This is a genomic window from Microbacterium sp. bgisy207 (assembly GCF_965345035.1).
In the GTDB taxonomy this organism is placed as follows: domain Bacteria; phylum Actinomycetota; class Actinomycetes; order Actinomycetales; family Microbacteriaceae; genus Microbacterium.
In genome coordinates, this window is record NZ_CBDRMG010000008.1 from 47,062 (window position 1) to 71,951 (window position 24,890).

Genomic DNA, 24,890 nt, shown 5'->3' on the forward strand with positions numbered 1-24,890 from the left:
TCGCCTGCGCAAGATCCGGCTCACGCGCGGCCCCGCGTGCCACGTCAGTGGGTCAGTCGCCCGCGAGCCACACCGTCTGATCGGGGGAAAGGATGCCGCTTGCCACGGGTCCGCTCGAGACGACGACGGTGCCGCCGGGGAGGGGGACCGGCTCCGTGCCGACGTTCGCGACGACGGTGATGGACCCGTTGCGGAACGCCACGACATGCTCCGGCAGGCTGTCGATCCACTCCAGCTGCCCGGCCCCCAGCCCCCGCGCGCGCCGTTCAGCCAGGAGAGTCTTGTACAGCGTCAGCGTGGAGTCGGGGTCGTCGCGTTGGACGTCCCGGGCGAACGCCGCCCACTGGGTGGGCTGCGGCAGCCACGACTCGCCAGTGTCGTTGAATCCGTAGGAGGGGCCATCCGCGGTCCAGGGAAGGGGCACGCGGCATCCGTCACGGCCGTAGCGCTCGCCGTGGGTGCGGAACCATGTGGGGTCCTGGCGCGCTGAGTCGGGCAGGTCGATGACCTCGGGAAGACCCAACTCCTCGCCCTGGTAGAGGTAGGCGGAGCCGGGCAGGGCGAGCATCAGCGTCGTCGCGGCGCGGGCGCGGCGCAGACCGACGACGGGGTCGGGTTTGCCGGGCGTTCTCGGGCCGATGCCGTAGCCCTGCGGGTTCTCGACGGTCAGTGCGAGGCGCGACGCGTGGCGGACGACGTCGTGGTTGGACAGCACCCACGTGCTCGGTGCGCCCACGGCGCCGAAGCCCGCGAGCGAGTCGGCGATGACCAGCCGCAGCTTCTGGGCATCCCACGGCGTCTCGAGGTATTCGAAGTTGAACGCCTGATGCATCTCGTCGGGGCGCACCCACAGCGCGGTCTGCGCCACCGAGGGCAGCCACGCCTCCGCGCACAGCGCGCGGTCGCCGTCGTATTCGGCCAGCAGTTCGTGCCAGTCGCGGTAGATCTCGTGCACGCCATCCTGCCCCCAGTACGGCACCGCAGTCTCGCCGCCGCCCATGGAGCCGGCGTCGGTGGGCGGCGTGTAGTCGGGTAGCCCCTCCTTCTTCACGAGGCCGTGCGCGACATCCACGCGGAAGCCGTCGACGCCACGGTCGAGCCAGAATCGCAGGATGCGGCGGAACTCCTGGCGCACCTCGTCGTTGGTCCAGTCGAAGTCGGGCTGCGAGGTGTCGAACAGGTGCAGGTACCACTGGCCCGGCGTGCCGTCGGCCTCGGTGACCCGGGTCCAGGCCGGCCCGCCGAACACGGACTCCCAGTTGTTGGGAGGCTCCTCGCCCTGCGGGCCCTTGCCGTCACGGAAGATGTAGCGGGCGCGCTCGGGGCTGCCCGGTGCCGCCGCGAGCGCGTTGCGGAACCACACGTGCTGGTCGGACGAGTGGTTCGGGACGAGGTCGACGATGACACGGATGCCGCGCGCATGCGCCTGCGCGAGCATCTCGTCGAAGTCGGCGAGCGTGCCGAAGATCGGGTCGACGTCGCAGTAGTCCGACACGTCGTAGCCGGCATCCTTCTGCGGCGAGCGCTGGAATGGGCTCAGCCAGATGGCGTCGACACCGAGCGCAGAGAGGTCGTTGAGGCGGGAGGTCACTCCGGGGAGGTCTCCGATGCCGTCACCGGAGCGATCGGCGAAGGAACGGGGGTAGATCTGGTAGATGACGGCGGTGCGCCACCACTCGCTGCCGGGTGCCTCGGGAGAACTCACGCCGTCCACCGTATCCTGAGCCCGTGCCCGCGAACCCTGAGCTCACTCGTGCCGAGTCGCTGATACGTGCCATCCCCGACTATCCCGAGCCGGGGGTGCTGTTCCGCGACATCACTCCGTTGCTGGCGGATGCCGCGGGCCTGCGCGCGGTCATCGGCGCTCTCATCGAACCCTTCGCGGGCGGATTCGATCTGGTCGCGGGGGTCGAGGCGCGCGGGTTCCTGCTCGCGGGCGCGGCGGCGACGGCATCGGGGACCGGTCTTGTGCCGATCCGTAAGGCGGGAAAGCTCCCCCGGCCCGCGGCATCCGTCGCTTACGCCCTCGAGTACGGTCAGGCTGTCATCGAAGCGCACGACGACATCCCGGTCGGGGCGCGTGTGCTGCTGATCGACGACGTTCTGGCCACCGGGGGAACCCTTGCCGCCGCCCGCGATCTGGTGACGCAGCTGGGCGGGCAGGTCGCGGGAATCTCTGTGCTCATGGAGCTCGACGCCCTCGGGGGCCGCAGGCTCGTCGGCGATGCGCACGCCGTCTTCCACGGCTGAGGGTTCGGCCGTCGGGCCTAGAGGATGCCGGCGCCGAGGTTGATGGGGCTGCCATCGATGTTGCCGACGATGCCGCGGATGATGTCGCTGCCGTCGGTGCCGCGCAGGCTCTCGTACCAGGCATCCGTCGCGGCCGGGTCGAACGCGTGCGTCTCGTGCGCGCGCTTGCGGGCTCGCGAGACGAGCTCCCCCGCGCGAGTGGTGCGGCTCTTCTCGTAGCGGCGCAGGCTGTCTTCGACCGAGATCGTGTTGGTCGACAGGGCGATCGCGAGCGCGAAGGTGTCCTCGAGGGCCGAGCAGGCGCCCTGTCCGATGTCGGGTGCGGTGTTGTGGGCGGCATCCCCGAGGATCGCGACGCGTCCCTTGACCCAGGTGTGGAACGGGTCGATGTCCCAGATCTCGACCCGGTTCAAGGAGACCTCGGGGTCGATCGCCGCCAGCAGCGCCTGCACGCCCGGAGCCCAGCCGCCGAACGCCTCCCGCAACGGGGCGATGCCGTCGGCGCGGTCGTAGGGCAGGCCCGCGGGCTGGGGGATGTCGACGAAGAAGTAGAAGCGGTCGCCGGCGACCGGCATGACGGCGCAGCGCTTTCCCTCGCCGACGTACGTCGTCCACTGGGTCGCGGGGCCGATCGCGGGGTCCTGGGCCACCAGTCCGTTGAAGTTCGTGTAGCCCGAGTAGACGCGCTCGATGCCACCGCCGGTGACGTGATCGCGCACCATCGATCGGGCACCGTCCGCGCCGATCACGAGGTCGGCGGTGTCGGTCGAGCCGTCCTCGAAGGTCACCGTGACCGTCTCGCCGTCATCCCGGATGCCGACAGCGGTGCATCCGAGGTGGATCCGCTCCGGCCCGAACCGCTCCATGAGCAGGGCCTGCAGGTCGGCGCGCGCGACGGGGTAGGGGCGTTGGCCGGTCTGCGCCGTGATGGGTTCGAGCGAGAACTGGCACATGATCTCGCCGGTGCGCCCCTCGAGGTAGGCCATGTCGTCCATGCGTCCGCCGAGGGCCGCGACCTCGTCCGCAAGCCCCAGCCAGTTGAGCACCTTGACACCGTTCGACCACAGCGACAGCGCCGCCCCGACGGGCTTGTTCTCGCGCATCCGGTCGTAGATGACGACCTCGTGACCGAGCCGCTGCAGCGCGATCCCGGCGCTTGCTCCGCCGATCCCGGCGCCGATGATGACGATTTTCATGTGGTGAACATTAGGGATGTCGTGTCACGACCGCGTTACGAGCCGGCGCGCGTCGGGTCTCAGCTGCCACGGTAGGTCGAGTAGGCGAACGGGCTCAGCAGCAGCGGCACGTGATAGTGCCGGTCGTCACGGATGCGGAAGGTCACGGTCGCCTCCGGGTAGAAGCTGTCCACGCCCTGCGCATCGAAGTACGCGCCGGTCGCGAAGGTCAGCGCGTAGTCCCCGGGGGCGAGAAGGTCAGGCCCGAGGGCGAGGCGGCCATCGGCATCCGTCTGGCCCGCCGCGATCTGGTCGCCGGATGCCGCCCTGAGCGACACCGCGACGCCGGCTGCCGGGATGCCGCGGGCCGCATCGAGCACGTGGGTGGTCAGGTGGGTCATGCGGAGTCTCCCTCGGGATCGGTCTCGGACGCGTCCGTCACGCTCGTGCGCAGGCGCAGCAGCGCGATCTGTCGCAGCTGCTCGATCGCCTCGCGCGCCTCGGTCTCGTCGTCGTTGCCGAGGCGCCGCTCCAGCTCGGCGAGCATCTCCTCGGGCGAGCGGCCGGCGGCCCGGATCAGGAACACCCGGCCGAACCGCTCCTCGTAGGCGGCGTTACCCGCGGCGATCCGTGCGGCGACGTCGGCGGCGGCATCCGTCATCGCGGCCTGCTCGCGCCGGGAGGCGTCGGCCTCGGCCCCGGCTCCGCCGGGGCGCTCGCCGATGCGGGGGTGATGCGCGAGGGCCGCGTCGAGGTCGGCGCGGGTCCAGTCCCCGGCGGCTGCAGCGGCGGATGCCTCGAGCTCGGCCGCGCTCGCGTAGGGCCGCCCGGCGACCACGCCGCCCACCCACGCCGGAATCGCCGCCCACACCCCGACGATCTCGGTCGCTTCGGCGGGACTCAGGTCGTTGAACGCGCGCACATCCATGGGCATCACCGTAACGTCTCGAATGTGTCCAGAATGTTGACAGAGGTAACATGCGAGAAATGCGGGCGTCCTACCGTGGCGGCATGACCGCCGCGTCCACCATCGCCTCCGAGCGCGTCTTCGTCGACGGGAGCTTCCGTCCGGCGACGGTGCACGTCGAGGAGGGTCGTATCGCCGCGGTCGGTCCGTTCGACCCGGATGCCGCGCTCATCCTTCCCGCCCACCTCGTGCTGCTCCCGGGACTGGTCGACTCCCATGTGCATCTCGACGAACCCGGACGCACCGCCTGGGAGGGCTTCGAAACAGGCACCGCCGCTGCGGCCGCGGGCGGCATTGCGACGGTGGTCGACATGCCGCTGAACTCCGTCCCCGTCACCACGACCGTCGAGGCGCTCGCCGCCAAGCGCGCGGCGACGGCCGGCAAGCTCGCCGTCGATCTCGCGTACTGGGGCGGGGCCGTGCCCGAGAACCGCGGCGGACTCGCCGACCTCGCCGCCGCGGGCGTCGTCGGATTCAAGTGCTTCCTCTCGCCGTCCGGCATCGACGAGTTCGGCCACCTCGATCCGGAGGGCCTCGAGGCGGCACTCGCCGAGATCGCGGCTTTTGACGGCCTGCTCATCGTCCACGCCGAAGACCCCGCGCACCTGCACCCGCCGGCAACGCCGGACGGCGCGCTCGGCCCGCGCTATGCCGATTTCCTCGCCTCGCGCCCGGGCGTGAGCGAGGCATCCGCCATCGCGCAGGTCATCGAGGCCGCTGGTCGCACCGGCGCGCGCGCCCACATCGTGCACGTCTCGGATGCCGAGAGCCTCGACCTTGTGCGCGACGCCAAGGCCGCCGGCGTGCGCCTGACCGTCGAGACCTGCCCGCACTACCTCACCCTGCGCGCCGAGGACCTGCCCGACGGGTCGGGAACGGTCAAGTGCTGCCCGCCGGTGCGTGACGGCGCCAATCAGGACCTGCTGTGGGCGGGACTGCTGGACGGCACGATCGACGCCGTCGTGAGCGACCACTCGCCTGCCACCCGGGAGCTCAAGGAGCGCGAGGACGGCGATCTGGGGCTCGCGTGGGGCGGTATCTCGGGTCTGCAGACCGGACTGCGTGCGGTCTGGACTGAGGCGTCGCGCCGCGGCATCCCGCTCGAGACGGTGCTGCCGTGGCTCACGACCGGCCCCGCCCGCATCGCGGGGCTGCACGGGCTCGGCGAGATCGCCGCCGGCCACCCCGCGCACCTGGTCGCGTTCGATCCGGATGCCGAAGCCTTGGTCGACGCCGAGACGCTCGAGTACCGCAACAAGCTCTCGCCGTGGCACGGCGCCCGTCTTCGTGGTGTGGTGGACACGACCTGGGTGCACGGTGAGGTGGCCTGGAACGCCGAGGTCGGCATCCGTGCCCGCGTCGGCCGTGAGATTCTGGCCGTGCACCCCGCTCTGGCCGTGCACTCCGCCCCGACCGTTCCCGCCGCTTCGGACGAAGGAGCCCGATGACCCCGTTCCCCATCCTGCAGCCGGGCATCGGCGAGATCCCCGGCGAGCACTACCTGCCCTCCACCCCCGACACCGTGATGTGGGGTCGGCTGCCGTGTGCGACCGATGCGCCCGTGCTCACGATCGCGTCGGGCCAGACCGTCACGATCGACACCGTCAGTCATGAGGGCATCCTCGACGACCACGGCACCGACCCGCGGGCCTATTTCGGGGGCCATGGCGTGCCCGAGGATGCCGTGCTGCGCGACGCGGTCGAGATCGCGGCATCGGTCACTCGCGGCGCGGACGACGGACCTCACGTGGTCACCGGTCCCATCCGCGTGACGGATGCCGCACCCGGCGACCTGCTGAAGATCACCGTCGTCTCCCTCGCCCCGCGCGTGCCGTACGGGGTGATCTCGAACCGTCACGGCAAGGGCGCCCTCGTCGGCGAGCTTCCCCGCGATGCCCGCAACGTCAGCGTCTTCACCCCGGTCGAGCAGCGCGCCGCGGGCCTGGTCGGTGTGCTCCCGGTCACCGAGGGCGGGCCTGGCGCGATCGAGTTCCCGCTCGATCCGTTCCTGGGGATCATGGGCGTCGCCGTGGCCGATGACGAACGCCCCCACTCGGTGCCGCCCGGTGCGCACGGCGGCAACATCGACATCAAGCTGCTGACCGAAGGGTCGGTGCTCTACCTGCCCGTGCAGGTGCCCGGCGCGCTGGCCTACGTCGGCGACCCGCACTTCGCCCAGGGCGACGGGGAGGTCGCTCTCACCGCACTGGAGGCATCCCTGCGCGCGACCCTGCGCTTCGAGGTCGTGCCCAAGGATGTCGCGCTCGCCGAGTTCGGCGAACTCGCGGGACCCCTCGTCCGCACCGACGAGTACCTCGTGCCGACGGGTATGGACCGTGACCTCGACATCGCGATGCGCAACTGCGTGCGCGCCGCCGTCGACCTCATCGAGGCGCGCTGGGGACTGGACGAGCACATCGCCTACGCGTACCTGTCGGCGGCGACCGACTTCGACATCTCCCAGGTCGTCGACATCGTCTGCGGCGTCCACGCCCGGATCCGTGAGGCCGACTTCTCGGGGGTCGATCGTGACTGAACCGGCGGGCGGCACTCCCAGCGGCATCCCGGACGGCATCCCGGCTGACTTGTTCACGGCGTTCGACGCGTACGAACGGGCGATCCTCGCCAACGACCTCGACGCCCTGGATGCCGCATTCGCGCCGGGCTCAGAGACTCTGCGTGCCGACGCCGCCGGTCTGCTCGTCGGCCACGACGCGATCAGCGCGTTCCGGTCGCTGCGCGGCGGAGTCGGGGCCCGGACGATCGAGCGGCTCGAGTACCGCCCGCTGGGACCGGATGTCGCGCTGCTGGTCGCGGTCTCGCGCTACGCCGCAGGCGGCACGGGGATCCAGACGCAGGTGTGGCAGCGCCTCGACGGGCGCTGGCTCATCACCGCCGCGCACGTCACGCCGCGCACCCCCGCGATGGACCGGTCGATCTGGCGCAACGTCGGTGAGCCGCTGTGGCAGGGCGCCTGGCAGGGCCCACTGGCCGGACTGACCGTCGCCGTGAAAGACCTGTTCGCGCTCACCGGCTACCGCATCGGTGCCGGGAACCCGACGCACCTCAACAGTGCACGAGCCGAGACGACGACAGCTCCCGCGCTGACCGACCTGCTGCGCGCGGGGGCGTCGGTGCGGGGCATCGCCCGCACCGACGAGTTCGCCTACTCGATCGCCGGCGACAACGTCCACTACGGCACCCCGCCCAATGTCGCTCTCCCCGGAGCGCTGCCGGGCGGCTCCTCCAGCGGCGTGGCCAGCGCCGTTGCCGCCGGCCACGCCGACATCGGCTTGGCCACCGACACGGCCGGGTCGATCCGGGTCCCCGCCTCGTACCAGGGGCTGTGGGGGCTGCGCACGACGCACGGTCTCGTGCCGCGGCAGGGTGTGCTCCCCCTCGCGCAGAGCTTCGACACCGTCGGGTGGCTCACCCGCGACGGGGCCACGCTGCAGCGCGTCGCGGACTGGTGCCTGAGCTACGACGGCTCCGCCTCGACCGAGAGCGTCTACGGCGAGTCCGACGAAGACCTGCCGTGGCGCTTCCTCGTTCCCGACGAGATCCTCGACGCCGCCGACCCGGCGACCCGGGCGGCTTTCGACGCACTGCTCGTGCGCCTCGCGGCATCCGATCACCCGCCACGACTCGCGCGGGTTTCGCTTGGCGACCTCGACGAGTATTACGAGCCGTTCCGCACCGTGCAGGGCGCGGAGGCCTGGCGCAACCACTCCGCGTGGCTGCGCGAACACCCGGGTGCTGTCGGTCCGGCGGTCGCCGAGCGCTTCCGCATCGCCTCGGAGGTGACCGCGGAGGCGGAGGCATCCGCACGTGACAGGCTCGAGCCGCTGCGCGAGCACGTCGCGCAGCTCGTGCGCGACGCCGTCCTGCTGCTGCCGACGGTGCCGGGGCCCGCCCCGGCGCGCACCGGCGACCCCGCCGCCGTCGACCGGACTCGTCAGGCGACGCTGCGCATGACCACCCCCGCCGCCGTGGCCGGCGTGCCGGCGGTGTCGGTTCCGCTTCTGACCGTGCCCTCCCCGCTCGGCGCCGCACCCGTCGGAGTCTGCCTCGTGTCGCGCGCCGGCACCGACATCGCCCTCGTGCGCACCGCACGCCGCCTCGCCGCCCTCGTCCCCCCGCGACTGAACGACGCTCACTCCCACGAAGGACACCCGCTCTCATGACCGTCGCCGCTCTGCCCGGACCGATCGATCCGCCTCGTCGCCTGCTCATGGGGCCCGGCCCCATCGACGCCTACCCGAGCGTGCTGCGAGCCCTGTCGGCACCGTTGACCGGGCAGTACGACCCGTTCATGACGGCGACGATGACCGAGACTCAGGAGCTGTACCGCGGCGTGTGGGGCACCGCGAACGACGCGACCGTCGTCGTCGACGGCACCTCGCGCGCCGGGATCGAGGCGGCGATCGTCTCGCTCGTGCGCCCCGGCGATCGCGTGCTCGTGCCGATCTTCGGCCGGTTCGGGCATCTGCTGGCCGAGATCTCCGAGCGTGCCATGGCCGAGGTGCACACGATCCACACCGACTGGGGGCAGGTGTTCACGACCGCCGCGATCGAGGAGGCGATCGTGCGCGTGAAGCCGACGCTGCTCGCGATCGTGCAGGGCGACACCTCCACGACGATGCTGCAGCCGCTCGACGAGATCGGTGAACTGTGCCGCCGCCACGGCGTGCTGTTCTACACCGACGCCACCGCATCCCTCGGCGGCAACCCGTTCGAGGCCGACCAGTGGGGACTGGATGCCGCGACCGCGGGACTCCAGAAATGCCTCGGCGGTCCCTCGGGGGCGGCGCCGATCACCCTGAGCGACCGTGCCGTCGAGGTCGTGACGGCACGCAAGAAGATCGAGGCGGGCATCCGTGAGCCCGGCGACCCGTCGGCGCCCGACTTCGTGCGCTCGAACTACTTCGACCTCGGGATGATCCTCGACTACTGGGGGCCGCGCCGGCTGAACCACCACACCGAGGCGGCGTCGATGCTCTACGCCGCGCGGGAGTGCGCGCGGCTCCTGCTGCTCGAAGGGCGCGAGGCCGTCATCGAACGGCACCGGGTCGCGGGCGAGGCGATGCTTGCCGGCGTGCAGGCGCTCGGGCTCGAGGTCTTCGGCGACGTCGCGCACAAGATGACCAACATCGTTGCCGTCGCGATTCCCGACGGGGTACCGGGAGATGCCGCGCGAGCGGCGCTGCTCGAGGACTTCGGCATCGAGATCGGCACCTCCTTCGGCCCGCTGGCGGGCAAGGTGTGGCGCATCGGCACGATGGGCTACAACGCCCGCCGCGACGCCGTGCTCACGACGCTCGCCGCGCTCGAGACCGTCCTGCGCCGCTTCGGCGTAGCAGTCCCGGCGGGCGGCGGAGTCGAGGCGGCGACCGACGCCTACGCGGGGGCTTGATATGCCCCTGCTGCAGGCAGGCCCTGACCGCATCGCCGCCGCCGCGCGCCGCGTCATGATGCGCTGCGACGAGCTGGCGGGGGTGACCGCTGCGCCCGGCTCGATCGAGCGCGTGTACCTGTCGCCCGAACATGCGCGGGTGAACCGGCTCGCGGCGGCCTGGATGCGCGAGGCCGGGCTGCGCTCGTGGCAGGATGCCGCCGGCAACCAGCTCGGGCGGATCGAGCGGACCGTCGATCCCGACCCTGCGGCGCCGGCCCTGATGATCGGCTCGCACCTGGACACCGTGATCGACGCGGGCCGGTTCGACGGCATCCTGGGTGTGCTCATGGCCCTCGAGGTCGTGCGCCTGCTGCGCGATCCCGGGTCGGAAACGGCATCCGTCCCCCTGCCGTTCGCGATCGAGGTCGTCGCCTTCTCGGACGAGGAGGGAACGCGGTTCGGTAAGGCGCTGCTTGGGTCGTCGGCACTCGCCGGCACCTGGGACGCCGACTGGTGGGAACTCACCGATCAGCACGGCGTGACGCTGCGGCAGGCGTTCCGCGAGTTCGGATTGGATCCTGGCCGTGTCGGCGAGGCGGGGCGCCGGCCGGAGCAGCTCGTCGGCTACCTCGAGGCCCACATCGAGCAAGGTCCCGAGCTCGATCGCGCCGGATCCCCGTTGGCGGTGGTCAGCTCGATCGCGAGCGCTCGACGCTTCCAGGTGACGGTTGAGGGCGAAGCCCGCCACGCCGGCGGGACTCCCTACGACATGCGCCACGACGCCTTGCTCGGGGCGAGCGAGGCCGCGCTCGCGGTCGAGCGGATCTGCGCCGCCGAGCACCACATCGTCGGTACGGTCGGCCAGTTCGAGGCCTTCCCCGGTGCGGTGAACGTCATCCCGGGCGAGGCGGTGTTCAGTCTCGACCTGCGCGGCGAGCTCGACGAGACCCGTGACCGCGTGTGGGACCGGCTCGGTCGCGAGCTCGACGCCATCATGGGCCGCCGCGGGCTGCGCTGGCGGGCCGTCGAGGTGCACAACGCGCCAGCCGTCGCCTGCGCACCGCTGCTGCGCGATGTCGTCGCGGAGGGGATCGCCGCCACCGTCGGGCTCGATGCCCCCGAGACCCGGTCGGTGTCACACGCGGTGCCCACGATCTTCAGTCGCGCCGGCCACGACGCGATGGCGGTCGGCGCGATCACCGACGTCGGGATGCTGTTCCTGCGCAACCCCGACGGCGTGAGCCATCACCCCGACGAGGCGGTGTCGGCCGCCGACGTCGCTCTCGGCATCCGTGCCCTGACCGAAGCCGTTCTGCAGCTGGCCCACGCCGCCCGCCCGTAACCAGGAGCCCCCATGACCTCACTGCTCGTCATCAACGCCCGACTCCTCACCGTCGCCGCCGGCGCCGAAGACCTCGGCTACCTCGACGAGGGGTGGATGCTCGTCGAGGACGGGCTCATCGCCGCGACCGGTTCCGGCAAGCCGCCGGCCGGCACCACGGCCGACGAGACTCTCGACGTCGCGGGTTCGTTCGTCGCCCCCGGCTTCGTCTCGAGCCACTCCCACCTGTTCACGAGCGGCCTGCGCGGGCTCGGCGTCAGCGAGACCCTCTACGGCTGGTGCGACTCGATGCTCGGGTTCACCTCGCACATGACCCCCGACGACATGTACTGGTCGACCCTGCACGGGTCGCTGGACTTCCTCGCCAACGGGGTTACGACGGCCTACAACTTCACCGACCCGCTGCAGGCGTGGGAGTCGATGGTCGACGGTAAGCGCCTCGGCGGCAACGCGCCGCTGCGACCGGTCGAGTACCACACGCGTCAGGCCGACGGATGCCGCGATGCCGGCATCCGGTTCGTCGACGCGATCGGGATGGACGTCTCCACCGGTACGGATGACGAGATCTTCGACCGCTTCGCTGCCGAGGTCTCCCATACCCGCGCCCTCGACCCGCGCCTCGCGCTCGGCGTCTCGATCATGGGCCAGGTGCAGTGGTCGCCGCGTACCGAGGCCGCCGAGCTCGAGGTCGAGGCGATGCGCCGGTTCGGCGTCACGAACCAGGCGCACTTCCTCGAGTCGCCCGAGGCGGTGCCGCTGCAGCAGGCGAAATTCGCGATGTACCGGGATGCCGGTGCCCTCGGCCCCGACATGATGTTCGGCCACTTCATCCAGACGACCCCCGAGATCATCCAGGCCACCGCCGAGGGCGGCGCGTCGATGTCGTGGCAGCCCGCCTCGAACGGGCGTCTCGCGTCGGGGGTCGCTCTGGTCCCCGAGATGCTCGATCTCGGCATCCGTGTCGGGATGGGCCTCGACGACCAGGCCTGTACCGACATCGCCGACCCGTGGGGCAACATGCGTGCGGGCATCTTCATGCAGCGGGCCCGCACGAAGGACCCGCTGTCGATGACGCCCGAGACCGTCCTTCGGCTGCACACCCTCGGGGGTGCTGAGATCCTGGGCGTCGCCGACCGGGTCGGCAGCCTCGAGGTGGGCAAGTTCGCCGACTTCGTCGTCGTCGACCCGCGGACGCCGGATGTCGGCCCGCTGTGGCATCCGGTGCGCAGCTACGTCCTGTCGATGAGCCTGCGCAACCTCCGCCAGGTCTACGTCGGCGGGGTGCTCGCCAGCGAGAACGGTGTCTCGACGAACCCGCTCGCTACCGAGGCGTCAGCCCGGATCCATGCCGACCTGCCCGCCCGCGCCGCGCAGTTCGGCCACCCGCGCTGAGCTGACCCGGCCTATCTCGACGCGCAGGGGACGCACATCGTCGCCATCGGCAGGGCCTCCAGCCGCGCGGCCGGGATCGGCGAGCCGCAGCGGGCGCAGATGCCGTAGGTGCCCGCGTCGAGGCGAGCGAGCGCCTCGACCACCGCGGCCCGCTCCCGCAGCGCGCCCTCGCGAAGAGCCTCGACCCGCTGCCATTCGCCCGACAGTGTCGAGCCCTCGGGATCGTGCTCGTCGTCGGCGGTGGCATCGGCGCGGTCGGCGCGCAGCGATGCGGCATCCGCATCCAACCGGGCAAGCTGATCCTCCAGCGCACGCAGGCGCTCGGTCAGCACGGTCCGGTCCACGCCCCGAGCGTACGCCGAGCACGGGACGCCGCGGCCTCGCGCGGCGCCGCGGCTGCCGAGCCGCAATCTCGGGGAAACACCCGGATGATAGGCAGGAGACCGGGAGGTGCGCATGCGAGAGATCCTCGATCCGGCAGCGACGTGGGTCGCGGAGGCGCGACCGTTCGCGCTCGCGGTGCTCGTGGCGGCGCGGGCGAGTTCCCCGCGCGAGCTCGGTGCCGCGATGATCGTGGATGCCGAGGGCTCCGTGTTCGGCAACGTCTCGGCTGGCTGCGTCGATGGCGCGGTGCACGATCTGTGCCTCGAGGCCATCGCGTCGGGACGGTCGACGCGCACCCGCTACGGCATCTCGGACGAGACCGCCTTCGAGGCGGGACTGAGCTGCGGCGGCATCATCGACGTCCTGGTCATCCCGATCCTGCCCGGCACGGACGGGGCGGCGGTGCTCGCCGACCTCCACGCCGCGATCGTGCGGCGCGAGCCCTGCGCTCTCGGCGTCGTCATCGACGGGCCCGGCGCCGGCGATCTCGTTCTCACGCGCGAGCGCGAGCACGCGGATGCGGCGATCCGGCCCGCCCTCGCCGCGGACCTCGAGCGGCTCCGCGCCGATGCTCACCCCATCACCCTGCGATACGGGACCGATGCCGACGCTCTCGAGGTGCTCGGCCTTCCGTTCCCGCACGCGCCGCGGCTGATCATCATCGGCGCCGTCGAGTTCTCCGTCGCCCTGAGCCGGCTGGGTGCGGCATCCGGGTTCGAGGTCACCGTGTGCGATCCCCGCGACGCCTTCGCGGCGCCCGCGCGCTTCCCCGACGCGCACGACGTCGTGCACGAGTGGCCCCACGACTACCTCGCACGCACACCCATCGAGACGCGCACCGCGATCTGCATCCTCACCCATGATTCGCGATTCGACGTGCCCGCCCTCGCGATCGCGCTGCGCAGCCCCGCCGGCTACGTCGGTGCGATGGGCAGTCGCCGCACCCACGAGGATCGCGTGCGCCGCCTCCGGGAGGCGGGGGTGACGGATGCCGAGACCGCGCACCTGCGCTCCCCCATCGGACTGGCCCTCGGCGGTCGTACCCCTGAAGAGACGGCGCTGTCGATCCTCGCCGAGATCGTCATGGTCCGCGCCGGCGGCCAGGGGCTGCCGCTTCGGGAGACGACCGGCCCCGTCCACCCGGCGGAGCGCGCCGATCACGACGATCTGTCTCCGATGGTGGGCGAGTCGTGCGGTGTCCGTGAGCAGGCGGACATTCGACCGATTCGGTAACGCGGACGAAACAGTCCGGCGAGTGTTCATGAAATCTACATCTCCTACGGTCGGTGGAGACGGCGCGGAGAGTCCCGTAGTCGCGCGTCATTGAGTGTCCCACCCCCCACCCGTGATCAGGAGACGCAGCACATGACATTCCTTTCCTCTCGAATCGCGCGCCGGTCCGCCATGGCCGTCGCCGCCGTCGCCGTGTCGGCGCTCGCGCTCAGCGCCTGCGCCAGCGGCGGCGAGTCGACCCCGGCCGAGTCCACCAGCGGCGAGGCCATGGAGGGCTTCGGCGAGCTCGCCGTGCAGCTCAGCTGGATCAAGAACGAGGAGTTCGCCGGCGACTTCTTCGCCCTCGAGAACGGCTACTACGAGGAGGCCGGCTTCAGCGAGGTCATCATGACCCCCGGACCGTCCACCGGCGCCGCTGAGCTCATCTCCGGTACGGCCGACATCGCGTTCTCGGATGCCGTGTCGATCGGCTCGGTCGTCGCGGCGGAAGGCGCGCCGCTGAAGATCATCGGCTCGGTCTACCAGAAGAACCCGTTCACGATCCTCTCGCTCGCAGACGGCGGCAACATCACGACGCCCGAAGACCTCAAGGGCAAGAAGATCGGCGTGCAGGACTCGAACACCGCGCTGTTCAAGGCGCTCCTAGCCGCCAACGGCATCGACGAGTCCGAGCTGGAGATCGTTCCCGTGCAGTACGACCCGGCTCCGCTGACCAACGGCGAGGTCGATGGGTTCATGGCCTACCTGACCAACGAGTCGATCACCGTGGCCGCCGCGGGCTTCGAGGTCGCGAACCTCCCCTTCGCCGACAACGGTCTGCCGTTCGTGGCCGAGACCATCACGACGACGGATGAGCTCATCGCGAGCAGCCGCGAGATGCTCAAGGCCTACCTGGTCGCCGAGATCAAGGGCTGGACCGACGCGGTCAACGACCCCGAAGAGGGCGCGCGGCTCGCGTACGAGGTGTACGGCGCTGACCTCGACCTGATCCCCGAGAACTCGATCGCCGGCTCGATCGCGCAGTCCGAGCAGCTCGTCGTCTCGCCGGACACCGAGGAGTTCGGGCTGTTCTGGGTCACTCCGGAGCTGCAGGAAGCGACCATCGCGAGCCTCGCCGGTGCCGGTATCGAGCTCGAGGCAGCCGACCTGTTCGACCTGTCGCTGCTCGAAGAGGTCTACGCCGAAAACCCCGACCTGGTCGCCTACGCGGGCTGATCAGACGAACCGAGGAGACGCCATCGTGACCGAACCCGCCGCATCCGGTTCTGTTCTCACGACGGGCTCTGCCGAGTCCGGTGCCCAGGGCGAGTCCCTGGGCACCGGCCTGCAGATCTCCGGTCTGAACAAGGTCTTCACCACCGGCCGCAAGACCGTCACCGCCCTGCAGGATGCCAACCTGCACACCGAACAGGGCACCTTCCTGTCGCTGCTGGGGCCGTCGGGATGCGGCAAGTCGACGATCCTGCGCATCCTCGCGGGCCTCGAACAGCCCACCAGTGGCACGACCCGGGTCGATGGCAAGAGCCCGAAGGAGTTGCGCAAAGAGAACAAGCTCGGCATCGCCTTCCAGGACTCCGCGCTTCTGCCGTGGCGCAGCGTGATGTCCAACATCCGTCTGCCGTTCGAGATCGCCGGGCGCTCTGTCGACAAGGCGTACGTCGACGAGATGATCGCCCTGGTCGGGCTCAAGGGTTTCGAGAAGGCAAAGCCCGCTCAGCTGTCGGGCGGCATGCGCCAACGCGTCTCGATCGCGCGGTCGCTCATCATGAAGCCCGAGGTCCTGTTGTTCGATGAGCCGTTCGGCGCCCTCGACGACATGACCCGGCAGAAGCTCAATCTCGAACTGCTGCGCATCTGGACCGAGAAGCCCGCCACGACACTGCTGGTGACGCACGGCATCTCGGAGGCGATCTTCCTCTCCGACCAGGTCGCGGTCATGAGCCCGCGGCCCGGCCGGGTCAAGGAGGTCATGACGATCGACCTGCCGCGGCCGCGGACCCCCGAGATGATGCGCACCCCCGAGTTCCACGCCTACGTCGACCAGGCCTCCGAGCTGCTGTTCGGGGCCGGAGGAGCCGCGGCGGATGACCACTGACACCACGCGCACTCGCGCGATCGAGTGGGAGGACTTCCGCCTCCCCCCGTGGCTGATCGGGGTGATCGGCGGCATCGGGATCATCCTCCTGTGGTGGATCCTCGCGGCGACCGTGTTCTCGAACGTCGGGCCCTCCGGCGCCCAGGCGATCCCGACCCCGTTCCAGGTCGTGGCCACCGTCATCGAGACGGGGCCGCAGTACTACCTCAACAACTTCGCCGTGACCCTCGCCGAAGCAGGGATCGGGTACCTGTGGGGCAACGGACTCGCGCTGCTGCTGTCGGCCTTCGTGCTCATCGTGCCGCGGCTGGAGGGCGTCGCGATGCAGCTCGCGATCCTCACCTATTGCGTGCCGATCGTCGCGATCGGGATGCTCGCGGTCGTCGTGATCACCCCGCCCAAGGTCGGGGAGCCCAGCGGCACGGCGATCCTGCTCGCTGCCCTCTCGGTGTTCTTCACGACCGTCGTGGGGGCGCTGCTCGGCCTCAAGTCGGCGGACAAGGCGAGCCTTGACCTGGTCACCGTATACGGCGGGACGAAGTTCACCCAGCTCGTGAAGGTCCGTCTCATCGCGGCGCTCCCCGCCACCCTCAGTGCTCTGCAGATCGCGGTACCCGCCGCGTTTCTCGGCGCCGTGCTCGGGGAGTTCTTCGGAAAGATCGAGGTCGGTGTCGGCCTCGCGATGATCCTCGCCCAGCAGTCGTCCAACGGCCCGCAAGTGTGGGCACTCGCGCTGCTGTCCGGCGCGGTCGCACTGCTCGGTTTCGCCGCGGTCGGGTGGATCGCCAAGGCGATCGCCCCCTGGTCGAAGGGAGCCTGACGATGGCCACCGTGATGACGTCACAGCCTTCCGCCACCACACCGACGGGAGCAGGAGCCGAGACCAAGCTCGCCGCGAATCTTCGTGCCCAGTCCACCCGCGCCGCGCTTCGCGCCCTCGGCTGGTCGAGTCTCACGTTCGTTCTCACTCTTGTCGCGGTTCTCGGGATCTGGGTCGGCCTGCTCTGGGCGCTCCAGTTGTCTCCCCTGATCGCCAAGGGGCCGATCGACGTCTGGAATTACCTGTTCACGGTGCCTGCTGCCGAGACCAACCGCGCGACGCTCATGGGCAACCTCATGGTGACGCTCGGTGACGCGGCGATCGGCTTCATCGCCGGTCTTGTCGTCGCGCTTCTGGCGGCGATCGCGTTCGAGCTGAACAAGGGCATCGAGCACGCGCTGATGCCGGTCGCGATGCTGCTACGGTCGGTTCCCCTGATCGCGATGGCACCGGTCATCATCCTCATCTTCGGTCGCGACTTCTGGACGGTCGCCGTCATCGGCGGCATCGTCGTGCTCTTCCCGGCACTCGTGAACATCTCGTTCGGGCTCAAGTCCGCGCCGCCCCAGATGAACGACCTGGTAGACGTCTACGGTGGGGGCGCGCTGACCAAGCTCCGCAAGGTCGCCTTCCCCTCGTCGCTTCCCGCGTTCTTCGCCGCCGTGCGCATCTCGGTTCCGGGTGCGATCACGGGTGCGCTGTTGGCGGAGTGGTTGGCTGTCGGCGGCGGGATCGGCGGGTCGATCGGCGGATTCATCCCGCAGGCGCAGTTCGCGGCACTCTGGGCATCCGTCGTGGCGGTCACCGCCGCCTCGCTCGTGCTCTACAACCTCATTCAGATCGTCGAGGATGTCGTGCTGGCCCGCATGGCGATGCACCCGCAGAAGGGCGTGTGAGCGCACCATGGCACCATCCGAGCTGGCGAGCTTTGCCCGCGGGCTTCCCAAGGCCGAACTGCACCTGCACCTGGAGGGCACGCTCGAGCCCGACATGATGTTCGCTCTTGCGCAGCGCAACGGTCTGACCCTGCCCTACAGCGACATCGCGGCGGTGAAGGCTGCCTACGACTTCACCGACCTGACGAGCTTCCTCGCGGTGTACTACCCGGCAATGGCCGTGCTGCAGACCGCGGATGACTTCCACGACCTTGCGTGGGCATACCTCCGCACGGCGAAGGAGCAGGGCGTCGTTCACGCTGAGCTGTTCTTCGATCCGCAGGCTCACACCGGACGCGGCATCCCGTTTGCGACGGTGATCGGTGGCTACCGCCGCGCCATCGTGCGCGCTCAGGCCGAGCTCGGAATCTCCGCCGAGCTCATCCTGTGCTTCCTGCGTGACCTCTCGGCCGAGCACGCGATGTCGACGCTGCTCGAGGCGCTGCCCTACCGCCACTGGATCATCGGGGTGGGGCTCGACTCGGACGAGCGCGACAACCCACCGGCGAAGTTCGCCGCCGTCTTCGAACGGGCGCGCGCCGAAGGGTTCCTGGTCACGATGCACTGCGACATCGACCAGCCCGGCTCGATCGACCACCTCCGTCAGGCGCTGGAGTTCGGCGTCGACCGGATCGACCACGGCACCAATCTCGTCGAAGATCCCGACCTCGTCGCCACGGTGCTCGAGCGCGGTATCGGCCTCACGTGCTGCCCGGTGTCGAACTCGTTCGTCACCGAGCAGATGAAATCCGATGAGATCGTGTCGCTCCTGCGGGCAGGAGTTCGCGTGACCATCAACTCCGACGACCCCGCCTACTTCGGCGGTTACGTCGGCGACAACTATGTCGCTCTCGCCGAGCAGGCCGGGCTTTCGGCATCCGATCTCGTGGAACTTGCGCGCAACTCGTTCCACGCCTCGTGGCTCACCCCCGCGCGCCGGGCCGCCTATCTTGCGCAGGTCGACGAGTACGCTCGCGCCGGAGGGGTACGCTCGGCCGCATGAGCGTGCCCGACGGTCTCGACGAGCGTGCCGCAGGCGCTCGCCTGGGAAGCCACATCCGGATGCTGCGCAAGACCCGCGGGCTGACGCTGGTGCAACTGGCCGAGCGCACCGAGCTCTCGCATCCCTTCCTCAGTCAGCTCGAGCGGGGGCTCGCGCAACCGAGTCTGGGCTCGCTGCGGCGGATCGCTCTCGCCCTCGAGACCAGCCCGATCGAGCTCATCGCCGCCGCTGACACACCCGATGAGTCCGGGTCCTTCGTCGAGGTCAGTCGCCCCGGCGAGGGCGAGATCCCCGACGGGTTCGCCTCGGGGACGGCGCGGATGCTGGCGCAGCGCGCGCGGACGTTCCACCCGATGGAGGTTGTCTCCGACAGCCTCGAACCGGGCGAGCGATTCGTCCACGCCGAAGACGAGTTCCTCTACGTGATCGAGGGGCACGTGCGGATCGAACTGGGCGATCAGACGTGCGATCTGGACCCGGGGGCATCCGTCTACTACACCGGCGGCACCACGCACCGGTGGTGGTCGGCGGACGGGCAGCCCTACCGTCTGCTCGTGGTGAAGCAGGTTCCGGGACGCACGGCGCCGCGGGCCTCGGGAGAGGAAGACGCATGATCTCGTACGTCGACTATCTGCGGTTACTGCCCAAGACCGAGCTGCACTGTCACTTCGCGTCGACGATGAGCGCGGACCTGTTCATCGAGCTTGCCGCGAAACACGGTGTCGAGCTGCCCACGACCGATCCGGAGGAGCTGTTCGACTTCGCGCACCTCGTCGACTTCCTCGTGGCATTCCGTTATGCGCATGATGTGCTGCGCGACCCGGAGGACTTCGAGCGTGTGGCCTATGACGGTGTTGCCGAGGCCGTCGCCGACGGCAACCTGCGCTACCGCGAGTACTACGTCAACCCGCAGTACTTCGCCGAGCGGGGGCTGTCGTACCCCGAGGTGATCGACCCGATCATCGCGGGTCTCGCGCGCGCGGAGCGTGACTTCGGCGTCGGATTCCGGGTGGTCGTCGCGATCAATCGGCGTGCGGGCGCGGACGACGCCGTCGAGCTCGTCCGCGAGATGATCGCGCATCCGCGGCCCGAGGTCGTGGGTCTCGGACAGGACGACCTCACCCCCGAGAACACTGAGGATCCGGCGCGTTTCGCCGAGGCATACGCGCTTGCCCGGGCGCACGGGTTCCTGCTGACCGCCCACGTCGGCGAGACCGATCACGCGACCCCGGATGCCGTGCGCGTCGCGATCGAGGAACTCGGGTGCGACCGCCTCGACCACGGCTACCGCATCGTCGACGATCCCGCCATCGTGGCCCTTGCCCGCGAGCGGGGGATCGGCTTCGCGGCGACCCCTCTGTCGACGACGATCTGCTCGGGGTGGGAGATCACCCCGGAGCACCGCATCCGTCGCATGATCGACGCGGGCCTTGCCGTGAACGTGTCGACCGACGACGCGATGTTCTTCCGCACCGACATCGGCCGGGAGTACACCGAGGGGCTGCGACTCATGGGCGTGACTCCTGACGAGGCCAAGCGCATCGCGCTGAACGGCATCGACGCGGCGTTCTGCGACGAGGCGCAGAAGGAGCGGCTGCGCGCCGAGTTCCGGGGCGCGTTCCTCGCGCTGGATGCCGCCCTCGACCCCGAGCGCCGGCCCGCGTGAGACCGGCGCTCCCGGTTCAGGCCGCCCAGCGGATCGACGAGGCCTGGTCGTTCATGGCGTTTCCGACATACGAGGAGTTCGTGTAGTAGCCGTACGAGGCGCCGCCGTAGGAGGTGTTCGCGAAGATCGCCGTCCGGCACCATCCGTTCACCAGACCCAGATCGGCCGTCGAGGGCCATGCCCGCCTCCCACACCACCAGCGAGTTCGGATCCACCGCGGGGGAGAATAGGACGCGTTTGACAGTCGCGCGTCGGAGGGAGCATCGGGTGGTCGATTCCACGCAGGCGTTCTCCAGCGCGTGGGGTCGCCGGTCGGGCGACTACTCCCGGGACGACACCGCCCTGCTGGATCGGCTCCGGTCGGGTGACGACTCGGCGCTGAGCGCCCTGCACGAGCGGCACGTGCGGGTCGTGTACGGCGTGGTCGTCGATCGGCTCGGCGCAGAACCGGAGGCGCAGGAGGTCACGCACGATGTCTTCCTGACGCTGTGGCGCAAGAGCCGACGGATCACGCTCGCCGGCACCTCCTGCCTGCCGTGGTTGCTCGTCACCGCCGATTCCCTTGCCAGGGGGCTGGCGCGCACCGACATACCGCGCCGCAGGCAGCGCGCTCGCCGGACAGTCCCCGGGCCGGATGCCTCACATGACGCCGCGGAGGGTCGTCGGTCGGACGGCTGGCGCGAGGCGCAGCGAATCATGGCCACCTTTCCGTGGGCCGATCGCGAGGTTCTCCGCCTCTGTACCGAAGAGGGACTCAGCTATCGACAGGCCGCCCGCCGAGTGCGGGATGTCCTCGCGGAGCGGAGCGGGCGATGACGGCAAGGGAGCCGGATTACGACCGGATGCGGGCAGCGCTCATGGAGGACGTGCGACGACTGCGGGCGCGGTCTCGGGTGCGCAAGAAGGTCGGTGCGTTCGTGGGCGCCGGGGTGTTGGTCGCCGCGACCACGGCGGGGACGCTTCTCGCGTTGGCCTCCGCGGAGTTGCGTCAGAACTCCGCCTCGTGCTTCGAATCGGCATCCGTGGACAGTGTTGTGCAGCAGGTGGGCGATCCGTCGGCGGGTGGAGGCGACCGGGTCGCCCGAGCGATCGACCTGTGCGCATCCGTCTGGAGCATCGGGTTGCTCGGTGCGGGCCTGGACGCGCCGCCGCCGAACGATGGACGGACCTACCCGGTGCCCGACCTGTTCGTCTGCGTGCAGCGCGACGACACGCTCGCGGTCTTCCCGCAGACCGACGGCGTCACATGCGAGGACCTCGGCCTCCGGCCGCCGGACTGAGCCGTTGCGATCGGCATCCGTGCGTGTTGCGTGGCGAGGCCGAGCCCGAGTCAATCCGTTCGGTGGCACTGACGCGCACGCGACAGGGATGCCGCGCACTTCCGCGCGACGGGCGCGTCAGCCCGCGGCGATGAGCTCGGCGCCCCGTTCGGCGATCGCGACGGTCGGCGCCTGCGTGTTGGCGGTGGGGATCGTCGGCATGACTGAGGCATCCGCGACCCACAGCCCCTCGAGGCCCCGTACCCGCAGCGCGGGGTCGACGACCGCGAGCTCGTCGGTCCCGATGCGGGCGGTGCCGACGCCGTGGAAGAAGCTGCCGACGTTCTCGCGCACGAACTGCACGCGTTCGGCGCGGTCCATCGACAGCGGCGGGGTCAGCGGCTCGGGATGCAGGTCGGCGTACGCGGGCCCCGCGACGAGCTCTTGCGCGACATCCATCGCCTCGACCATCGCGACGAGATCCTTCGGATCGGCGAGGTAGTTCGGCTGGAACTCGGTCGCCGCATCCGGATCGGCCGACCGCACCCGCACCCACCCGACCGAGCGAGAGCCGTAGAGCCCCGGCACAAGCGCGAACATGCGGTCGCCGCCGAGGTCGTAGCGGGCGTGCAGCGCCTCGTCGCCGCGCGAGCCGTGCGCGATGACGGTGTGCAGATCGGGTCCGCGCTCGGCGTAGGAGCTTTGCCAGTTGAGCATCGTGCCGCCGCCGTTGCCGATCACGGGGCCGAGCCCCTCGCGGGCGCGGAAGTTCACGCCCAGCACGAGCGGGTGGTCCTGGAAGTTCTCGCCGACACCGGGCAGGGCGTGGTGGGCACGGATGCCGGCCGCAGCCAGCCGCGCCGGATCCCCGATCCCCGACAGCTGCAGCAGGCGCGGGGTGTCCATGGCCCCGGCGGCCAGCACGATGCGGTCCGCCTCCGTGGTCACGGGCGCACCGGCCACGAGGTGCACGAGACCGGTCGCGCGGGTGCCCTCCAGCAGGATGCGGTGCACCGGCGAGTCGGTGAGCACATGCAGGTTCGGTCGTGACAGTGCGGGCTCGAGGTAGGCGCGGGCCGTGCTCCAGCGCTCGAACGACCCGTCCTCGTTCTCGATCGCGTTGTAGTCCGCGTACACCGCACCCTCGTTCGAGGCGGCATTCGCGTCATCCAGGACGGGGAGCCCCCGGTTGGCGGCGGCGGCGAGCAGCGCCGTCGCGATCGGGTGGACGCGGGTGAGCGGCGCGACCCGCATCGGGCCGTCGAGCCCGCGGTAGGCGGGGTCACCGCCGGGCCGGGCCTCGGAGCGGCGGAAGTAGGGGAGCAGGTCGTCGTAGCCCCAGCCGGTGGCACCGGCATCCGCCCACGCGTCGTAGTCGGCGCGGGCCCCGCGGTACCAGAGCATCGCGTTGGTCGACGAGCTGCCCCCGAGCACGCGGCCCCGGGGCATCGCGATCGACCGGCCCAGCACGTGCGGGGTGGGCGCCGACCGGTAGCCGTAGTCGTACGGGCCGCCGATGAGGGAGTCCCAGTGCGCGGCATCCAGGATCTCGCGCAGCTCCCGATGGTCGGGACCCGCCTCGATCAGCAGCACCCGTGCGTCGGGATTCTCGCTCAGGCGCGCGGCCAGCACGCAGCCGGCCGCGCCCGCCCCGACGATGACGATGTCGTAGCCGCCGCCCGGGGCCCGCACGACGCCCATCAGTTGTGCTCGCTGGGGCCCATGATCGTGATGCCCTCGAGCTCTTCGACGTGGCGGACGAAGATGTACTTGTCCTCACGCCCGTCCGAGTGCTTGCGCTTGATGCCGGGCTGCAGGATGCCGTCGGTCTTGGCCACGACGATGTAGGGCACGTCGCTTGCCAGCCCGACCTCGCAGTGCCCGTCGAACTCCTCGAGGGTCGTGGCCGTGTAGGCGTTGCGCACCCCGGCGCCGCGGGCGATCGCGGCGAGGTCGACGTTGCCCTTCGCGGTGTGGGTCGCCGGCCCGCCGATCGACTGGTACTGCTCGTTGTCCCACACGACGACGAAGAGGTTCTGCGGCTGCTCGTTGCCGAGGGTCGCGAGGATGCCGAGATTGAACAGCAGGCCGCCGTCGGTGTCGAGCGACACGATGCGGCGGTGGGGCAGCCCGACGGCGAGTCCGAACGCCTCGCCGGTGACGCACCCGAGTTGCTGCTGGAACAGGCTCGCCTCCCGCATGTGCGGGGCCGCGTTGTACCACTCGTCGACGGAACCGCCGAGGGACAGGATGACGAGGGCGTCGTCGCTCAGACGCGCACCCAGCAGCTGCATGGCTTCGAATCGGCTGTAGCTCATCGCACCAGCCCTCCTCCCAGGACGATGGCGGCGTGGTAATACGACGAGTAGGCGGTCTCATAGGCATCCACGACTGCCTGCTCGATCTCATCGACCTCCCGCACGATGCGGTACGGGGTGCGCAGGGCCGACAGCAGCGGCTCCATCGTGATGCCGTGCGGGATGGCCCACCAGTTGTTCTCGCCCAGCTCGCCCCGGTAGCTCATGATCATGACGACCGGGATGCCGGCGCCCAGGCCCAGGCGCGCGAGGTGCTCGGTCGCGGCGCGCAGTCCCGAGTTCTCCATGACGAGCACGGCGCGCTTGCCCGAGAGGAACACGCCCCCGGCGATCGCCGCGCCCTCGCCCTCGTTGGTGACAGGGATCGTACGGATGTCGGGATCGGCATCCAACGCGGGGTACAGCTCTTTGAGGAGCGAGTCGGGGAGGTAGGTCGCGACGCTCACGCCGGCTCGCTTGAGCCCGCGGATCACCGCCTCGACAGCATCGGCTTTCATACGTGGAGTCCTTCGTGGTGGGGGTGGCGTCTGGGTGGGGTGGTGCGTCTGCGGTTCCCCTTCGTTTGCCGCAACACGCCGTGCTCCGGTGGGTGCGCCGACGTCTTGCGGCAAGCGAAGGTGGGTTGTCGGGTCTGGGGTCTCTGTCGTTCCCGTTCG

Annotated in this window: 26 protein-coding genes; 17 read left to right on the forward strand and 9 right to left on the reverse strand. The window is 70.3% G+C overall.

The features are described from left to right. Positions 1-52: 52 nt before the first annotated feature. Positions 53-1,705: a glycoside hydrolase family 13 protein gene (locus ACSGC5_RS09315; RefSeq protein WP_434970350.1), complete on the reverse strand. Its 1,653-nt coding sequence runs from the start codon at positions 1,703-1,705 to the stop codon at positions 53-55. A 23-nt stretch (positions 1,706-1,728) separates the two neighbouring features. Between ACSGC5_RS09315 and ACSGC5_RS09320 the strand changes: the two genes are divergently transcribed. Continuing rightward, positions 1,729-2,250, forward strand: coding sequence for an adenine phosphoribosyltransferase (locus ACSGC5_RS09320; protein ID WP_434970351.1), 522 nt, complete (start codon positions 1,729-1,731; stop codon positions 2,248-2,250). Positions 2,251-2,267: 17 nt separating this feature from the next. On the opposite strand, the gene hpxO is transcribed toward ACSGC5_RS09320, so the two are convergent. The 3 genes from hpxO to uraD are packed head-to-tail and all read right to left on the reverse strand — an operon-like array spanning position 2,268 to position 4,353. Continuing rightward, positions 2,268-3,446 carry an FAD-dependent urate hydroxylase HpxO gene (gene hpxO, locus ACSGC5_RS09325; RefSeq protein ID WP_434970352.1) on the reverse strand — a complete coding sequence of 393 codons (1,179 nt, stop codon included), beginning with the start codon at positions 3,444-3,446 and terminating at the stop codon, positions 2,268-2,270. A 59-nt stretch (positions 3,447-3,505) separates the two neighbouring features. Beyond that, the gene (gene uraH, locus ACSGC5_RS09330; protein ID WP_434970353.1) at positions 3,506-3,826 is read right to left on the reverse strand and encodes a hydroxyisourate hydrolase; all 321 of its coding nucleotides are present in this window, start codon (positions 3,824-3,826) and stop codon (positions 3,506-3,508) included. Further along, a complete protein-coding gene (gene uraD, locus ACSGC5_RS09335) occupies positions 3,823-4,353 on the reverse strand; it encodes a 2-oxo-4-hydroxy-4-carboxy-5-ureidoimidazoline decarboxylase (protein ID WP_434970354.1) in 531 nt (176 codons plus the stop codon). Before uraD ends, uraH begins: the two co-directional genes overlap by 4 nt. An 83-nt stretch (positions 4,354-4,436) precedes the next feature. On the opposite strand from uraD, the gene allB reads away from it, so the two are divergent. The 6 genes from allB to ACSGC5_RS09365 are packed head-to-tail and all read left to right on the forward strand — an operon-like array spanning position 4,437 to position 12,521. After that, positions 4,437-5,840 carry an allantoinase AllB gene (allB, locus tag ACSGC5_RS09340; RefSeq protein WP_434970355.1) on the forward strand — a complete coding sequence of 468 codons (1,404 nt, stop codon included), beginning with the start codon at positions 4,437-4,439 and terminating at the stop codon, positions 5,838-5,840. Then, the gene (locus tag ACSGC5_RS09345; protein WP_434970356.1) at positions 5,837-6,928 is read left to right on the forward strand and encodes an acetamidase/formamidase family protein; all 1,092 of its coding nucleotides are present in this window, start codon (positions 5,837-5,839) and stop codon (positions 6,926-6,928) included. Before allB ends, ACSGC5_RS09345 begins: the two co-directional genes overlap by 4 nt. Continuing rightward, positions 6,921-8,576, forward strand: coding sequence for an AtzH-like domain-containing protein (locus ACSGC5_RS09350; RefSeq protein WP_434970357.1), 1,656 nt, complete (start codon positions 6,921-6,923; stop codon positions 8,574-8,576). Before ACSGC5_RS09345 ends, ACSGC5_RS09350 begins: the two co-directional genes overlap by 8 nt. After that, positions 8,573-9,805: a pyridoxal-phosphate-dependent aminotransferase family protein gene (locus ACSGC5_RS09355; protein ID WP_434970358.1), complete on the forward strand. Its 1,233-nt coding sequence runs from the start codon at positions 8,573-8,575 to the stop codon at positions 9,803-9,805. Before ACSGC5_RS09350 ends, ACSGC5_RS09355 begins: the two co-directional genes overlap by 4 nt. Before the next feature lies 1 nt (position 9,806). Continuing rightward, positions 9,807-11,129: an allantoate amidohydrolase gene (locus ACSGC5_RS09360; RefSeq protein ID WP_434970359.1), complete on the forward strand. Its 1,323-nt coding sequence runs from the start codon at positions 9,807-9,809 to the stop codon at positions 11,127-11,129. Positions 11,130-11,141: 12 nt separating this feature from the next. Then, positions 11,142-12,521 carry an amidohydrolase family protein gene (locus tag ACSGC5_RS09365; RefSeq protein ID WP_434970360.1) on the forward strand — a complete coding sequence of 460 codons (1,380 nt, stop codon included), beginning with the start codon at positions 11,142-11,144 and terminating at the stop codon, positions 12,519-12,521. Between the two features lie 11 nt (positions 12,522-12,532). Here the strand turns inward: ACSGC5_RS09365 and ACSGC5_RS09370 are convergent, their stop codons facing one another. Continuing rightward, complete coding sequence (locus ACSGC5_RS09370; protein ID WP_434970361.1) at positions 12,533-12,865, reverse strand: TraR/DksA family transcriptional regulator; 333 nt, start codon at positions 12,863-12,865, stop codon at positions 12,533-12,535. Positions 12,866-12,977: 112 nt separating this feature from the next. Between ACSGC5_RS09370 and ACSGC5_RS09375 the strand changes: the two genes are divergently transcribed. The 8 genes from ACSGC5_RS09375 to add all read left to right on the forward strand — a co-directional run bounded on the left by ACSGC5_RS09375 (position 12,978) and on the right by add (position 20,657). After that, positions 12,978-14,138, forward strand: a complete 1,161-nt coding sequence (locus tag ACSGC5_RS09375; protein WP_434970362.1) for an XdhC family protein — start codon at positions 12,978-12,980, stop codon at positions 14,136-14,138. A 132-nt stretch (positions 14,139-14,270) separates the two neighbouring features. After that, positions 14,271-15,353: an ABC transporter substrate-binding protein gene (locus ACSGC5_RS09380; protein WP_434970363.1), complete on the forward strand. Its 1,083-nt coding sequence runs from the start codon at positions 14,271-14,273 to the stop codon at positions 15,351-15,353. Between the two features lie 97 nt (positions 15,354-15,450). Next, a complete protein-coding gene (locus ACSGC5_RS09385) occupies positions 15,451-16,233 on the forward strand; it encodes an ABC transporter ATP-binding protein (RefSeq protein WP_434970493.1) in 783 nt (260 codons plus the stop codon). Then, complete coding sequence (locus ACSGC5_RS09390) at positions 16,223-17,053, forward strand: ABC transporter permease (protein WP_434970364.1); 831 nt, start codon at positions 16,223-16,225, stop codon at positions 17,051-17,053. The genes ACSGC5_RS09385 and ACSGC5_RS09390 overlap by 11 nt, the downstream gene beginning before the upstream one ends. Positions 17,054-17,055: 2 nt before the next feature. Then, on the forward strand, positions 17,056-17,949 hold the full coding sequence (locus ACSGC5_RS09395) for an ABC transporter permease (protein ID WP_434970365.1): 894 nt from the start codon (positions 17,056-17,058) through the stop codon (positions 17,947-17,949). A gap of 7 nt (positions 17,950-17,956) precedes the next feature. Further along, positions 17,957-18,991, forward strand: a complete 1,035-nt coding sequence (locus ACSGC5_RS09400; protein WP_434970366.1) for an adenosine deaminase — start codon at positions 17,957-17,959, stop codon at positions 18,989-18,991. Beyond that, positions 18,988-19,605 (forward strand): helix-turn-helix domain-containing protein, encoded by a 618-nt coding sequence (locus ACSGC5_RS09405; protein WP_434970367.1) that lies wholly within the window; start codon positions 18,988-18,990, stop codon positions 19,603-19,605. Before ACSGC5_RS09400 ends, ACSGC5_RS09405 begins: the two co-directional genes overlap by 4 nt. Continuing rightward, positions 19,602-20,657 (forward strand): adenosine deaminase, encoded by a 1,056-nt coding sequence (gene add, locus ACSGC5_RS09410; RefSeq protein ID WP_434970368.1) that lies wholly within the window; start codon positions 19,602-19,604, stop codon positions 20,655-20,657. Before ACSGC5_RS09405 ends, add begins: the two co-directional genes overlap by 4 nt. A gap of 16 nt (positions 20,658-20,673) precedes the next feature. On the opposite strand, the gene ACSGC5_RS09415 is transcribed toward add, so the two are convergent. Continuing rightward, complete coding sequence (locus ACSGC5_RS09415; protein WP_434970369.1) at positions 20,674-20,808, reverse strand: hypothetical protein; 135 nt, start codon at positions 20,806-20,808, stop codon at positions 20,674-20,676. A 116-nt stretch (positions 20,809-20,924) separates the two neighbouring features. Here ACSGC5_RS09415 and ACSGC5_RS09420 point away from each other — a divergent pair, with 116 nt between their 5' ends. Both ACSGC5_RS09420 and ACSGC5_RS09425 read left to right on the forward strand, forming a co-directional pair. Further along, positions 20,925-21,473, forward strand: a complete 549-nt coding sequence (locus tag ACSGC5_RS09420; RefSeq protein WP_434970370.1) for an RNA polymerase sigma factor — start codon at positions 20,925-20,927, stop codon at positions 21,471-21,473. Next, positions 21,470-21,937 (forward strand): hypothetical protein, encoded by a 468-nt coding sequence (locus ACSGC5_RS09425; RefSeq protein ID WP_434970371.1) that lies wholly within the window; start codon positions 21,470-21,472, stop codon positions 21,935-21,937. Before ACSGC5_RS09420 ends, ACSGC5_RS09425 begins: the two co-directional genes overlap by 4 nt. A gap of 117 nt (positions 21,938-22,054) precedes the next feature. Here the strand turns inward: ACSGC5_RS09425 and ACSGC5_RS09430 are convergent, their stop codons facing one another. The 3 genes from ACSGC5_RS09430 to ACSGC5_RS09440 are packed head-to-tail and all read right to left on the reverse strand — an operon-like array spanning position 22,055 to position 24,731. Continuing rightward, positions 22,055-23,617: a GMC family oxidoreductase gene (locus tag ACSGC5_RS09430; RefSeq protein WP_434970372.1), complete on the reverse strand. Its 1,563-nt coding sequence runs from the start codon at positions 23,615-23,617 to the stop codon at positions 22,055-22,057. Then, positions 23,617-24,234 carry a thiamine pyrophosphate-dependent enzyme gene (locus ACSGC5_RS09435; RefSeq protein ID WP_434970373.1) on the reverse strand — a complete coding sequence of 206 codons (618 nt, stop codon included), beginning with the start codon at positions 24,232-24,234 and terminating at the stop codon, positions 23,617-23,619. Before ACSGC5_RS09435 ends, ACSGC5_RS09430 begins: the two co-directional genes overlap by 1 nt. Further along, positions 24,231-24,731 (reverse strand): thiamine pyrophosphate-binding protein, encoded by a 501-nt coding sequence (locus ACSGC5_RS09440; protein ID WP_434970374.1) that lies wholly within the window; start codon positions 24,729-24,731, stop codon positions 24,231-24,233. Before ACSGC5_RS09440 ends, ACSGC5_RS09435 begins: the two co-directional genes overlap by 4 nt. Between the last annotated feature and the right edge of the window lie 159 nt (positions 24,732-24,890).

Coding starts and splice junctions, on each gene's coding strand:
- ACSGC5_RS09430 (WP_434970372.1), bottom strand. CDS start 23,617: ATGGGCGTCGTGCGGGCCCCGGGCGGCGGCTACGACATCGTCATCGTC.
- allB (WP_434970355.1), top strand. CDS start 4,437: ATGACCGCCGCGTCCACCATCGCCTCCGAGCGCGTCTTCGTCGACGGG.
- ACSGC5_RS09390 (WP_434970364.1), top strand. CDS start 16,223: ATGACCACTGACACCACGCGCACTCGCGCGATCGAGTGGGAGGACTTC.
- ACSGC5_RS09345 (WP_434970356.1), top strand. CDS start 5,837: ATGACCCCGTTCCCCATCCTGCAGCCGGGCATCGGCGAGATCCCCGGC.
- hpxO (WP_434970352.1), bottom strand. CDS start 3,446: ATGAAAATCGTCATCATCGGCGCCGGGATCGGCGGAGCAAGCGCCGGG.
- uraH (WP_434970353.1), bottom strand. CDS start 3,826: ATGACCCACCTGACCACCCACGTGCTCGATGCGGCCCGCGGCATCCCG.
- ACSGC5_RS09395 (WP_434970365.1), top strand. CDS start 17,056: ATGGCCACCGTGATGACGTCACAGCCTTCCGCCACCACACCGACGGGA.
- ACSGC5_RS09375 (WP_434970362.1), top strand. CDS start 12,978: ATGCGAGAGATCCTCGATCCGGCAGCGACGTGGGTCGCGGAGGCGCGA.
- uraD (WP_434970354.1), bottom strand. CDS start 4,353: ATGGATGTGCGCGCGTTCAACGACCTGAGTCCCGCCGAAGCGACCGAG.
- add (WP_434970368.1), top strand. CDS start 19,602: ATGATCTCGTACGTCGACTATCTGCGGTTACTGCCCAAGACCGAGCTG.
- ACSGC5_RS09435 (WP_434970373.1), bottom strand. CDS start 24,234: ATGAGCTACAGCCGATTCGAAGCCATGCAGCTGCTGGGTGCGCGTCTG.
- ACSGC5_RS09355 (WP_434970358.1), top strand. CDS start 8,573: ATGACCGTCGCCGCTCTGCCCGGACCGATCGATCCGCCTCGTCGCCTG.
- ACSGC5_RS09405 (WP_434970367.1), top strand. CDS start 18,988: ATGAGCGTGCCCGACGGTCTCGACGAGCGTGCCGCAGGCGCTCGCCTG.
- ACSGC5_RS09425 (WP_434970371.1), top strand. CDS start 21,470: ATGACGGCAAGGGAGCCGGATTACGACCGGATGCGGGCAGCGCTCATG.
- ACSGC5_RS09400 (WP_434970366.1), top strand. CDS start 17,957: ATGGCACCATCCGAGCTGGCGAGCTTTGCCCGCGGGCTTCCCAAGGCC.
- ACSGC5_RS09380 (WP_434970363.1), top strand. CDS start 14,271: ATGACATTCCTTTCCTCTCGAATCGCGCGCCGGTCCGCCATGGCCGTC.
- ACSGC5_RS09365 (WP_434970360.1), top strand. CDS start 11,142: ATGACCTCACTGCTCGTCATCAACGCCCGACTCCTCACCGTCGCCGCC.
- ACSGC5_RS09360 (WP_434970359.1), top strand. CDS start 9,807: ATGCCCCTGCTGCAGGCAGGCCCTGACCGCATCGCCGCCGCCGCGCGC.
- ACSGC5_RS09440 (WP_434970374.1), bottom strand. CDS start 24,731: ATGAAAGCCGATGCTGTCGAGGCGGTGATCCGCGGGCTCAAGCGAGCC.